We start from the raw sequence: 13,003 nt of genomic DNA, 5'->3' as shown, positions 1-13,003 counted from the left end.
ATGATTTTAGCAGCAAGTACATTAGGAACAGTTTTAACAACTGTTATCGCTTTCTTAGTAATAACATTGGTATTAGTGTCATTACTATTATATGTTAAGCAAAAATTATCACCATCAGGTCCTGTAACTATTAAAATAAATGGTGAAAAAGAAATTGAAGTATCATCAGGAGGTACATTATTATCAACATTAGGTAACCAAAAAATATTCTTGCCATCAGCATGTGGTGGTGGTGGAACTTGTATCCAATGTGAATGTCACGTTTTAGATGGAGGAGGAGAAGCTTTACCAACAGAAACACCTCACTTTACAAGAAAAGAATTACAACATGGTGCACGTTTAGCTTGTCAAGTAAAAGTTAAACAAGACATGGAAATTACGATACCGGAAGAAGTATTTGGTATTAAAAAATGGGAAGCAACAGTTGTCCGTAATTACAATGTAGCATCTTTTATTAAAGAGTTTGTAGTTGAAATCCCTGAGGATATGAATTACAAAGCTGGTGGATACATTCAAATTGAAATTCCTAAATGTGAAGTGAAATATTCAGATATGGATATTACCGCACATCCAGAAGAACACGATTCACCAGATAAGTTTCAGGCAGAATGGGATAAATTCAATTTATGGCCATTAGTAATGAAAAATGACGAAACTGTAGAGCGTGCTTACTCTATGGCTTCTTACCCAGCAGAAGGTAGAGAGATTATGTTAAATGTTCGTATTGCAACGCCACCATGGGATAGAAATAAAAATGGTTGGATGGATGTAAACCCAGGAGTTGCATCGTCTTATATATTTAATTTAAAGAAAGGTGATAAGTGTGTAATCTCTGGACCTTATGGAGAGTTCTTTATTAACGAATCTGATGCAGAAATGCTTTACGTTGGTGGAGGAGCAGGTATGGCACCAATGCGTTCTCACTTATATCATTTATTCAAAACATTAAAAACAGGACGTAAAGTAACATATTGGTATGGTGGTCGTTCTAAACGTGAATTATTCTATATTGAACATTTCCGTGAGTTAGAAAGAGACTTCCCTAACTTTAAATTTTACTTAGCACTTTCAGAACCTTTAGAAGAAGATAACTGGAAAGTTAAGAAAGACATACATGATGAAGAAGGAGATGGTTTTGTAGGGTTTATTCACAATTGTGTAATAGATAATTACTTAAATCATCATGATACACCAGAGGATATAGAGTTATATTTCTGTGGTCCTCCTTTAATGAATAAAGCAGTACAAAAAATGGGTGAAGATTTTGGTATTCCAGATGAAAATATCCGATTTGATGACTTTGGAGGATAGTATAAAACCTCTTCAAATAAAAAAAGCCAATGTTTTTACATTGGCTTTTTTTTTACTTAAAATCAGAAAAAAACCGAATATTTCCTTTTTTTTTAGTTTTTTATCGAAAAATGATTAAAATCATTCTATTTTTAAGTTTAAAAGTTAATTTGCATCGGTTAAATGTAAATATTCTTATATCTATGAAAAAAAACACTAAATTATTGTTAATAGCGATATTTTTGTTAAGTGTTAATCTCAGTTTCTCTCAAAATAGAAAGATTAACAAAGAAAACTCTAAAAGTATTAGTCATAATCATCCTAATACAGAGCAGGATGTTATATTAAATGAAGAAAATCAAAGATTCTTAAATGAGAATGGTGTTGTTCGTTGTCTTACTGAAGAAATGAATAACAAGTATAGATTAAACAACCCAAATGTGCAATCTAAACAACAGTTTGAAGATTGGATTGCTCCTTTAGTTCAGCAGTATAAATCTCAACAGGCTTCAAGAATCGCTAATAGTGTAGAGTCTGCTCAAATGCAAGTATATACTATTCCTATTATCTTTCATGTAGTTTCTGGAACACAAGGTGATGCAGCAGATTTAGATGCTCAGTATGTAAATGCTCAAATCGAACAATTAAATCTTGATTTTTCTAACCAAGCAGGCGGAGCAACAGGATATTGGTCTTCTGTAGCAGCAGATGCACAAATTGTATTTGTCCCTGCTCAAATAGATCCCAATGGAAATCCTTTAGCAGAACCAGGTATTAATCGTGTTTACGGATATCCTGGAGAATTATCAACTGCAGATTTTGATAATACAATTAAACCTGCTACAATTTGGGATAGAACATTATATGCTAATTGTTGGACAGGAAATTTAGGAGGTGGATTATTGGGATATGCTCAGTTTCCTGATAGTTCTGGATTACCTGGTATGCCAGCTTCAGGAGGATCAGCAAATACAGATGGTGTTGTTTGTTTATATACATCAATAGGATCTGTAGCTAACCCACATCCAAACGGAGGTGTTTATGCAGCAGGAAGAACTTTAACACATGAAATAGGTCACTGGATCGGTCTAAGACATATTTGGGGAGATGGAAATTGTAGTGTAGATGATTTTTGTAATGATACACCAAACCAAAACGGATCAAGTTCAGGTTGTCCAAATACTAACGATACCTGTACTGGTGGAGATAGAGATATGGTAGAAAATTTTATGGATTATAGTTTTGATACTTGTATGAATTTATTTACTGCAGATCAAGTTGCAAGAATGGCTGTAGTTATGCAAAACTCTCCTGGTCGATCTGAGTTAGCAAGTTCTAACACAGGTAACGCTGGACCTATAATTTCTTTTGCTTTAGCTAGTGATAATGTTATTGAAGGATCTGATTGTAATTTTACAGATGTAACTGTAGATTTAACAATTGCCGAAGGAGCTTCTCAAGACACAACTGTTAACTTATCAGTACAAGGGGCAACAGCAGATGCACAAGATTACACGCTTTTAAATAATTCAGTAGTATTCAGTGCAGGTTCAACAGCAACACAATCTGTAGTAATAAGAGTTTTTAATGATGGCTTTGTTGAAGGAGAAGAAAGTATAGATTTAACTTTTACAGTTAATGCTAATGGAGGAGATGCTACAGCAGGTAATAATAACTTTAGATTAGTAATTACAGATGATGATGTTGTTCCTGTAAATACTCAAACAATTACTCTAATAGATTCTAATTTAGAAACAACAGATACTACTAATTGGTTTGTTATTGATAATGATGGTGATGGAAATAATTTCTTAAGTGCTAATTCATCAGGTACAGATTTATATGGTAATGGGACAATAGTAAGTGTATTTTTTGCTTCAGAATCTAATGGTGCAATTTTTGGTACAGGAGCCAATTTTACACCAGATAATTTCTTACTGTCTGATATGATATCTATACCTTCTAATGCATCTTCAGTTAACTTATCTTATGGTATTGCAGGATATGGAGATAGTGAACCTTATGAGGTTTATTGGACTACAGACAACACTAATGTAAGTACAATAACTAGTGGTAATTTAATTGATTCAGGAAATACACTTGATGATAATGGTGAGTTTAGAAATATAGATATGTCTGCTTATATTGGTCAGACAGGTTATTTAACATTTAGGCACAATAGTTCTGGTACAAACAACGGTAACGGGGTAACAGAAGGACTGTTCTTATTAGATAATATAAATTTTGAAGCTATAATTGATAAAAGTATACAAACAGATGTTAATACAGGTACATCTAATGATTTATTAGCTTTAAGGTCTAGTGGAACTGTTTACGCTTCAGATTCTGTTAGTACAGATTTAATGTTAGATATAACCAATGTAAATAATGATGATTTTGGTTGTGTAGACATATCTGTATCTAGAGCAGGTACTAGTGCACAAAGTTACAACGGAAGTTCAGTGTCTAATTATGTAACAGATAAGACGTTTACTATAACACCTCCAAATATACTTACAACTTCTAATGTTACTGTAGATTTTTATTTTACTGAAGCAGAAATATTAGGTTATGAAGCTACTACAGGACAAAGTAGAAATTCGATTAGTATATTAAGAGATAATGGCGTTACAACAGAAGTAGTATCAGCTTCAGTATCATCTTTTGGTTCAGATTATAAATTATCAGGAACATTTACTTCAGGAATTGAAGGGACTTATTATTTTGGTGTGCCTGCAGCATTATCAACTTCAGAATTTGATTTTAATCAATTTGCAGTTTATCCAAATCCAACAAATGGCAAAGTGACTATTGCTTTAAGCACCAATCAAGATGTTAATCTTTCTTTATTTGATATTAGAGGTCGTCAAATTTTTAATAATTTATATTCTAACAACAATTCAATATTTAATAAGACTATTAATTTAAATACAAATTCAACAGGAATTTATATACTTAAAGTTGAAGCAGGTAATAAGTCTGCATTTAAAAGAATTGTAGTGAAGTAGATTAATGATATATATTTAGAAAAGCCCAATACTAAAGTGTTGGGCTTTTTTATTTTAAACATTTTCAAATTCAAAATTTGTAAATTTTAAATCACTATTTTTTGTAATTACAGCTTTAAATACGTTGGAATAATCCATAATATTTTCAATATTATCAAAGTCGCATAGTACTTTAATAGTTTCTTTTAAACCATTAAATAGTATGTCTTTATTTGTTGAGTTTTTAGGTCTTTTATTTTTATGATGAAGTGGTAGTTCGTAACCGCAACCTTTCAAAAAAGCAGCTTCAATTTTTAGTAATTCTAATGGCGAATATCCGTTAAAAGTTCTTCCTAAATTTTGATGTACTAGTCCAAGATAATTTAACTTTAAAGAGCCATGATCATCAGATAAATATTTCCAAGCATCTTTTTGGTCTAAAATATTTCCAACAGCACATTGTTTACAACATTCAGGATTTAAAAGATCTTCATTAAAAGCTGTGTACAGTTTTTTAATAGCGTTATCAAACCTTGTTGATGTTTTCATTTTAAATTTCTTAGCGATTTTCTTCTTTTAAAATAAGAAAATTTCAGCAAATAAATGTTAAAACGTATTTTTGTACTATGAGTAAAGCCTTAACAAAACAAGAACTTCATAATCTAGCAATGAACCATGTTGGAAAAGACTTAGAACAACGTGGTTTCGAGTTTATTGCTATAAACAGTAAGCTAAAAAGACATCCGCAATTTGTTTGTATGGATAAAAATAAACAGTACTACTTTGTAATAGTAAAAGCTGTAATTTTACCAGAAAATGCTAATAATTATGATGTCGTTTGGATGGAATCTTTTAAAAAACATGCACAAGAGCATAATGCAAAAGTTTTATATGCTGGTGTTGGTTTGGGTAATCCAAAAGGAGACGATTTACCGATATACTTAAATGAAGAGTATTTAATAGAATATAATGGCATCCAAGTGATAGAAACTCATTTAAATTAAATTTATGTTACAGCGTTTATCTTCAATTTTATTATTGTTATTAGTTTTTATTTCTTGTAAAAACGAACCAGAATTAGTAAAAATTAAAGGACCAATTTTTGGTACTGCTTATCAAATACAATATTATGATGTTGATAGTAAAAGTTATCAAAAACAATTTGATAGTATTTTTGAAGTACTAAATCAATCTATGTCAAATTACATTCCGTCTTCAAATATTTCAAAAATTAATAGAAATGAAATTGTAAATACAGATCCTCATTTTGACACTGTTTTTAAGGCAGCTAAGAAAATTTACAGAGAAACAGAAGGTGTTTTTGATCCAACGATTGGTAAGTTAGTAAACGCATGGAATTTTGGATCAGAGAATAATAAATCTGCTGTAGATAGTATTAAAGTGGATAGTTTAATGAAATCTGTAGGTTTTAATCGTGTTGGTGTTGTAAACGGAGTTATAATGAAACGCACTAATACGTTTATAGATTTTAATGCTATAGCTAAAGGTTATGGTGTAGATGTTATAGCAGATTTTTTAGAAAGTAAAGGTATAACTAATTATTTGGTAGATATAGGAGGAGAGTTAAGAGCTAAGGGAATAAATTTAAATAAACAAAAAGAATGGGCAATTGGCATAGAAAACCCAAATTTTGATGGCTCTCAAAGTTATTCTAAAGTTATTGGTATTACAGATAAAGCTATGGCTACTTCAGGAACTTACAGAAAGTTTAAAGTAGATAATAACGGTAACAAATATGCTCATATTATAAATACAAAAACAGGCTATCCAACACGAACCAGAATCTTAAGTGCTTCAGTAATTACAGATAAATGTATGATGGCAGATGGTTATGCTACAGCATTTCAAGCAATGGGAATAAAAAAAGTAGATTACTTTTTAGCAAAACATCCAGAATTACAAGTGTATTTAATTTTTGAAAACGAAAAAGGAGAGTTAGAAACGAAGTCTTTTAATGGTTTTCCTGAATAAAATTAAAAGTTAATAGCTTTAAGTATTAATAACAACCAACCAGCTACGAAAAGTAGACCACCAATAGGAGTAATAGGTCCAAGAAACTTTAATTTCTTTCCTTTAGCATCGCTTAAAACTAAACCGTAAATACTAAAAGAAAAAAGTAGAACACCTAAAGTGAAACACCAATACATTGCAGAAGTTGAAAACTGAAAATTAAACCCAAGAAGTAATAAAATAATAGCATGATAGATTTGGTATTTAACGCCAGTTTCAAAACTCTTAAGTTGATCATCTGATAAGATTTTCTTTAAAACATGAGCTCCAAAAGCACCAAAAATAATAGCCAACATACCAAAAAATGCACCTGTAATGATAAAAGTTTGTTGTGTCATAATAGTTTCTATTTGTAACAAACAGGAATAATTTCCCCTTTTGCTAAACGGTATTTGTCTATTTTTTCTGAAGTAAGTTTACTTGTATAATCTACTTCTTCAACTTTAAAACCTATGCTTCTAAGTTTGTCAAAATAATCACGACCGTAAATGCGTACATGATCGTATTGACCAAAAATTTCAGCACGTTCTTTTTTGTCTGTAATGGTGTTATCCTCAAAAGTAGTTTCACGATTTAAATCTTGCGGTATTTGCAAAATAGCAATTCCGTTAGGTTTTAAAACACGATAAAGCTCTTGCATTGCTTTAGTATCATCAGGAATATGCTCTAACACATGATTACATAAAATAACATCGTAAGTATTATCTTCAAAGGGTAAATCGCAAATATCTGCTTTTACATCTGCTAATGGAGATAGTAAATCTGTTGTTGTATAATCTAAATTTTTAAGTTGCCTAAAGCGTTTGTAAAATGCTTGTTCTGGAGCAAAATGAAGCACTTTTTTATTAGAAGTAAAAAAATCTGTTTCATTTTTTAAATAGAGCCACAAAAGTCTATGTCTTTCTAAGCTTAATGTAGAAGGCGACAGTACATTAGGTCTTTGCTTACCATAACCATAAGGTAAAAAATACTTAAAACTCTTGTCATCTATTGGGTCTGTATATTTTTTGCCTCTTAAAACAAAAGCTAAAACAGGTCTAACAATATAGCTTAACCTAATTAGCAATGGTCTTGGAATAAAATTAAGTATGTATTTAAAGAGTTTTTTTGACACTAATTTCACGAATTAACACAAATTATTACAAGACAATTCGTTTATATTTTAAACTTTCATCACCAAAATTAATTAATAAACCTAATTTTAATTTTGAGACAGCAAGGTAGTTTAATGTTTGTTTTACATGAGCAGAATTTAAAGCTTCAATAGCTTTTAGTTCTAAAATTATTTTATCATCAATGATAAAATCTGCTTTATATTTATGAGGTAAAGTGTTTCCTTTATAGCTTATTGCAAATTTAGTTTCTCTAGAATAAGCTATATTGTTATCAATTAATTCGATTTCTAAAGCATCAGCATACACAACTTCATTAAAACCTTTTCCAAGTTGGTTATGTACTTCCATACAAAGACCAATTATCTTATAAGCTTCATCTTTATAAATTAAATTTTTCAATAGAAAGTGAATTATTAGTGAGAATTAGTGTAATTCGTGTCTTTAGGTCTATAAAACTAAAGCTTGTTGTCTAAATTCATCTTCCTCGTCACTTTCAATACCTAAAGCCTCATAAATGTATTTAAAAGTAGATAATAGCTCTGGTTTACCATCTACAATAGCAACATCATGCTCAAAATGTGCACTAGGTTTACCGTCTAAAGTTGTAATTGTCCAGCCATCACGATGTTGTTTAATTCGTTTTGTCCCCATGTTTATCATAGGTTCAATTGCTACGACCATACCTTCAATAAACTTTTTTCCTCTTCCTCGTTTTCCGTAATTTGGCATTTCTGGATCTTCGTGCATAGTGCGTCCTAATCCATGACCTACTAATTCTCTTACTACGCCATAACCATGATCTTCGCAATATTTTTGAATAGCATAACCTACATCTCCAACGCGATTTCCTAATTTAAACTCTTTGATACCAACATATAAAGATTCTTTAGTAACTTGGAGTAGTTTTTCTGTTTCAGGATCAATTTCACCTACAGCAAATGTGTAAGCATGATCACCGTAAAAACCATCTAAAATAGCACCACAATCTATAGATATTATATCTCCTTCTTCAAGTGGCTTGTCGTTAGGAATACCATGTACCACTTGCGAGTTTGGACTCATACAAAGTGTGTTAGGGAAGTCATATAAACCTAAAAATCCAGGTATAGCTCCAAGGTCTCTTATGTGTTCTTCTGCAATTTTATCTAGTTGAAGTGTTGTTACACCAGGTTTTACAGCTTTAGCAACTTCTCCTAGAGTTTTAGACACTACTAAAGCGGCTTGGCGCATTAATTCAATTTCTTCTTTTGTTTTTACTATAATCATAATCTCTAAAATATCTGCAAATATACTTAAAATAAAAGTCAATTTTCTTTTAGAAATATGACTTTTAGCAGGATTTATCCATACTAAGCATTGTAACTTTGTAAAATAAAAACAAAACCAATATGTATTCACCAGTAACCGCAGAAGAAGCAGTAAAAGTTATAAAGTCTAATGATAGAGTATATGTGCAAGCTGCAGCAGCTGCACCGCAATCTTTAGTAAAAGCAATGTCTGCCAGACACGAAGAACTAAAAAATGTTGAAATATGCCACTTACATACCGAAGGTGAAGCACCTTATTCAAATCCGGAGCTTAAAGATAGTTTTCATGTTAACTCATTTTTTATAGGTAAAAATGTACGTCATACTTTAAAAGAAGGAAATGGTTCTTACACACCAGTATTTTTAAGTGAATTACCGCTTTTATTTAAAAGAAATATAATTGATTTAGATGTAGCGTTAATCCACGTATCGGTACCAGATAGACATGGGTATTGTTCTTTAGGTGTTTCTGTTGAAGCAACATTAGCAGCAATAGATAATGCAAAAATTGTAATAGCTCAAATTAATAAATATATGCCACGTACACATGGTGCTGGTATTATTCATATTTCCGAAATTGACCAATTTGTAGAACATCATGAATCATTACCAAGTCACGATGCATTACCACCTAATGAAGTTGAAGCAAAAATAGGTGAATATGTAGCTAATTTAATTGAAGATAGAAGTACGTTGCAAATGGGTATTGGAAGTATTCCAAATGCAGTTTTAGCCCGATTAACTAATCATAAAGACTTAGGTTTACATACCGAAATGTTTTCTGATGGTGTTATAGATTTAATTTTAAAGGATGTAATTAATGGTAACTATAAAGAAATTAATCGTGGTCGTGCTTTGGCTACTTTTTTAATTGGTTCGCAAAAGCTATATGACTATGTAGACGATAACCCATTTATAGAAATGCGTGCATCAAATTACACAAACGATGTTTCGATTATTAAACAAAATCCAAAAATGGTAGCCATTAATTCTGCTATTGAAGTAGATGTGACCGGACAAGTTTGTGCAGATTCTATTGGTGCGCATATGTATTCTGGAGTTGGCGGACAAATGGACTTTATTAGAGGCGCATCTTTAAGTGAAGGCGGTAAAGCAATTATAGCATTACCATCTGTAACTAGAAATGGTATTAGTCGAATTGTACCATCTTTAAAACCAGGTGCTGGTGTGGTAACTACAAGGTCGCACGTACATTATGTTGTAACAGAATTTGGTGTGGCTAGCCTTTACGGGAAAACTATTAAAGAGCGTATAAAAGCTTTGGTTAATATAGCTCATCCAGATCACAGAGAAGAGATAGATAAAGCGTATTTTGAAATGATTGGTTGTTAAAATTTAAACCAGCCTTTTTTCTTAGGTTTTGATTGTTGTGGTGTTTGGTTGGTAAGCATTTGATAAATTTCTCCCCAACCTAAAATACCACCAATATTACGATCGTCTATAAATAAATCGGCATTAATTTTTCGGCTTACATCACCTTTAAACGTTTCTTCAGGAAAACTTTTATTTACAGCGTAAAAGTCTATACCATTGTCTTTACAGAAATTTACAGCTTCCTCTAGACGTTTACCATGTCTATAGGTCCAAAGTATAAGTCGATGACCATCATTTTGAAGACGTTTTAAGGTTTCAAAAGCAAACAAACGAGGTTTGCCTATACCTGGATATGCGTCTTCTACAATAGTGCCATCAAAATCTACAGCTATTATTTTTCCTTGTATATTCATTTATATAGAAATAAGATTGTAAAAGTACAATAAATTTAATTTTTTGAATTTAAAATTCAATTGATTTAAAATGAAAAATCCGCTTCAATACGAAGCGGATTTTTTAATTACAATTATATTTATTTAGTATTAAACTAAAGGTTTTTGCGTCATCGCTTCAGGTTGCTTTACACCCATTAACTTTAAGATAGTTGGTGCCATATCTCCTAAAATACCGTTTTCTATATGTTTTAATTCGTTATCAATTAAAATAACAGGGACAGGATTTGTAGTATGTGCTGTGTTTGGGCTACCATCAGGATTTATCATAGTTTCGCAATTACCATGATCGGCAATTAAAAGTGTTGTATAACCATGGTCTAAAGCAGTAGTAACTACTTTCTCTACACATTTATCTACTGCTTCGCAAGCTTTAATTGCAGCGTCCATAACACCAGTGTGACCAACCATATCACCGTTTGCAAAATTTAAACAAACAAAATCTGTTGTTTCATTTTCTAATTCTGGTACTAAAGCATCGGTTAGCTCAAACGCACTCATTTCTGGTTTTAAATCGTAGGTTGCTACTTTAGGCGAATTTTTTAAAATTCGTTTTTCGCCTTTAAAAGGTGTTTCACGTCCACCAGAAAAGAAAAATGTAACGTGTGGATATTTTTCAGTTTCAGCAATTCTGATTTGTGTTTTATTATGTTTTTCTAAAACTTCACCTAAAGTATCGGTTAAATTTTCTTTGTTGAAAACTACGTTTATGCCTGTAAAAGTTTCGTCATAATTTGTTAAAGTCACGTAGTATAAATTCAGCTTATGCATGTTTTGCTCATGAAAATCGCGTTGTGATAATGCTTCTGTTAATTCGCGACCACGATCTGTTCTAAAGTTAAAAAAGATAACTACGTCATCTTCTTTAATAGTTGCTATTGGGTTACCATTAGAATCTGTTTTAATAATTGGTTTGATAAATTCGTCTGTGATATCATTATCGTAATTTGTCTGAATTTTATTAGATAAATCCAGTGTTTTTTCACCTAAACCATTTACTACAGCATCATACGCTAGTTTAACACGTTCCCAACGTTTGTCTCTGTCCATTGCATAATAACGACCAGTTACACTTGCAATTTTTGTGTTTGTATTTGAAGTGAAATTTTCTAAATCTTCAATAAATCCTTTACCAGATTTTGGGTCTACATCACGACCATCTGTAAACGCATGAACATAGCTGTTTGTTACTCCAGCATTTTGAGCAGCTGAAATTAATCCCTTAATATGGTTGATGTGCGAGTGTACGCCACCATTACTTACTAACCCTAAAAAATGAACATCTTTATTATTTGCTTTTGCATAATTAAAAGCATCTATTAATACTTGTTCTTTGGCAAGTGTATTATTTTCTACAGCAAGATTTATTTTTGCTAAGTCTTGATAAACAATGCGTCCTGCACCAAGATTCATGTGGCCAACTTCACTATTTCCCATTTGTCCTTCTGGTAGACCAACATGCAGTCCATCTGTACGCAATTGTGCGTTAGGAAATTTAGTGTATAAACTGTCTATAAAAGGTGTTTTAGCATTATCTATTGCAGATACTTTTGGGTCTGGAGATTTTCCCCAACCATCTAGTATCATTAAGATGACTTTTTTATTCATTACTGTAAATTTTATTATAACAAATATAAAAACAAAAGTCCTGCAAAAGCAGGACTTTGTTGGTTTTCTACTAAATCGTTTTAGTTTATTGTGTATTTTTTAATAGAGGCTTTAATTTTTTCAATTCTATTTTCTGGATCGGGATGAGTACTCTGAAATTCTGGTACGCGGTTTGGACCAGCTGCTTGTTTTAAAATTTGCATAACGCCAATCATTTCTTCTGGATCATACCCAGAACGCATCATAAAACGTACACCTAAGTCGTCACTTTCTAACTCATCACCACGACCATTTTTTAATAGTTTAGACATGCCATATTGACTAACTACATCTCCCATATTACCGCCAACAGAACCTGCGGTTGATAAACCTTGCCAAAGCTCGGAATTCGCAATACGCTCTGCACTATGACGACCAATAACGTGACCAATTTCGTGCCCTAAAACACCAGCTAACTGGTCTTCGTTTTCTAATTTAGAAAATAAGGCATAGGTAATAAAAATTTGTCCGCCAGGTAAAGCAAACGCATTAATTGTATTTTTATCTGCAAGTAAATGAAACTCGTACTTGTAAGGCGTGTCTTTTGCGACACTATTTTGTACTAGTTTGTTGCCAACTCTATCTATAAATGCTTGATATTCTTGATTAGGATATAATCCACCATGTTGCGCTGCCATTTGATCACGACTTTGCAAACCCATTTGTATTTCTTGGTCTGGCGTCATAGAGATTGCTTGTTTCTTTCCTGTGTACTCATTTGTTTCCATTGAGTTGTAATATTTAAACAAAGCAAATGCAGCAAGAAGAACACCAATTAGAAGTCTACCTTTAAAATTTCTCATGATAATTGATTTAGATAAAGCAATTTACGAAAGTTC

The 13,003-nt window shown here is 31.8% G+C and carries 13 protein-coding genes; 5 read left to right on the top strand and 8 right to left on the bottom strand.

The annotated features are described in order from the left end of the window. Positions 1-1,311 (top strand): NADH:ubiquinone reductase (Na(+)-transporting) subunit F, encoded by a 1,311-nt coding sequence (nqrF, locus tag INR78_RS02935; RefSeq protein ID WP_027881110.1) that lies wholly within the window; start codon positions 1-3, stop codon positions 1,309-1,311. A gap of 182 nt (positions 1,312-1,493) precedes the next feature. Beyond that, complete coding sequence (locus INR78_RS02930; RefSeq protein ID WP_223077393.1) at positions 1,494-4,298, top strand: T9SS-dependent choice-of-anchor J family protein; 2,805 nt, start codon at positions 1,494-1,496, stop codon at positions 4,296-4,298. A 54-nt stretch (positions 4,299-4,352) separates the two neighbouring features. Here INR78_RS02930 and INR78_RS02925 read toward each other — a convergent pair whose 3' ends face one another. After that, positions 4,353-4,826, bottom strand: a complete 474-nt coding sequence (locus INR78_RS02925; protein WP_223077392.1) for a Na(+)-translocating NADH-quinone reductase subunit F — start codon at positions 4,824-4,826, stop codon at positions 4,353-4,355. 77 nt (positions 4,827-4,903) lie between these two features. On the opposite strand from INR78_RS02925, the gene INR78_RS02920 reads away from it, so the two are divergent. Next, positions 4,904-5,281 carry a Na(+)-translocating NADH-quinone reductase subunit F gene (locus tag INR78_RS02920; protein ID WP_223077391.1) on the top strand — a complete coding sequence of 126 codons (378 nt, stop codon included), beginning with the start codon at positions 4,904-4,906 and terminating at the stop codon, positions 5,279-5,281. A 4-nt stretch (positions 5,282-5,285) separates the two neighbouring features. Continuing rightward, complete coding sequence (locus INR78_RS02915; RefSeq protein WP_223077390.1) at positions 5,286-6,269, top strand: FAD:protein FMN transferase; 984 nt, start codon at positions 5,286-5,288, stop codon at positions 6,267-6,269. 2 nt (positions 6,270-6,271) lie between these two features. Here INR78_RS02915 and INR78_RS02910 read toward each other — a convergent pair whose 3' ends face one another. From INR78_RS02910 to map, 4 genes are read right to left on the bottom strand one after another with little or no spacing between them, the layout of a single operon-like run. Next, a complete protein-coding gene (locus INR78_RS02910; protein ID WP_223077389.1) occupies positions 6,272-6,646 on the bottom strand; it encodes a DUF423 domain-containing protein in 375 nt (124 codons plus the stop codon). An 8-nt stretch (positions 6,647-6,654) separates the two neighbouring features. Next, complete coding sequence (locus tag INR78_RS02905) at positions 6,655-7,422, bottom strand: class I SAM-dependent methyltransferase (RefSeq protein ID WP_223077388.1); 768 nt, start codon at positions 7,420-7,422, stop codon at positions 6,655-6,657. A gap of 25 nt (positions 7,423-7,447) precedes the next feature. Beyond that, positions 7,448-7,822 (bottom strand): GxxExxY protein, encoded by a 375-nt coding sequence (locus INR78_RS02900; RefSeq protein WP_027881116.1) that lies wholly within the window; start codon positions 7,820-7,822, stop codon positions 7,448-7,450. Positions 7,823-7,870: 48 nt separating this feature from the next. After that, a complete protein-coding gene (gene map / locus INR78_RS02895) occupies positions 7,871-8,689 on the bottom strand; it encodes a type I methionyl aminopeptidase (protein WP_223078021.1) in 819 nt (272 codons plus the stop codon). A 122-nt stretch (positions 8,690-8,811) separates the two neighbouring features. Between map and INR78_RS02890 the strand changes: the two genes are divergently transcribed. Continuing rightward, positions 8,812-10,083 (top strand): acetyl-CoA hydrolase/transferase family protein, encoded by a 1,272-nt coding sequence (locus INR78_RS02890; protein ID WP_223077387.1) that lies wholly within the window; start codon positions 8,812-8,814, stop codon positions 10,081-10,083. Here the strand turns inward: INR78_RS02890 and INR78_RS02885 are convergent. From INR78_RS02885 to INR78_RS02875, 3 genes are all read right to left on the bottom strand, one after another. Continuing rightward, complete coding sequence (locus INR78_RS02885; protein ID WP_106680160.1) at positions 10,080-10,478, bottom strand: BT0820 family HAD-type phosphatase; 399 nt, start codon at positions 10,476-10,478, stop codon at positions 10,080-10,082. The two genes, INR78_RS02890 and INR78_RS02885, sit on opposite strands and share 4 nt — an antisense overlap. A 129-nt stretch (positions 10,479-10,607) precedes the next feature. Further along, positions 10,608-12,125 carry a 2,3-bisphosphoglycerate-independent phosphoglycerate mutase gene (gene gpmI / locus INR78_RS02880; protein WP_223077386.1) on the bottom strand — a complete coding sequence of 506 codons (1,518 nt, stop codon included), beginning with the start codon at positions 12,123-12,125 and terminating at the stop codon, positions 10,608-10,610. A gap of 80 nt (positions 12,126-12,205) precedes the next feature. Further along, positions 12,206-12,967, bottom strand: a complete 762-nt coding sequence (locus tag INR78_RS02875; RefSeq protein ID WP_027881121.1) for a M48 family metalloprotease — start codon at positions 12,965-12,967, stop codon at positions 12,206-12,208. Between the last annotated feature and the right edge of the window lie 36 nt (positions 12,968-13,003).

Origin of the sequence: Mesoflavibacter sp. SCSIO 43206 (assembly GCF_019904215.1) — a bacterium.
Lineage (GTDB): Bacteria > Bacteroidota > Bacteroidia > Flavobacteriales > Flavobacteriaceae > Mesoflavibacter > Mesoflavibacter zeaxanthinifaciens.
Note: the sequence above shows the minus strand (reverse complement) of the source record. Positions and strands in the feature narration are given on the sequence as shown.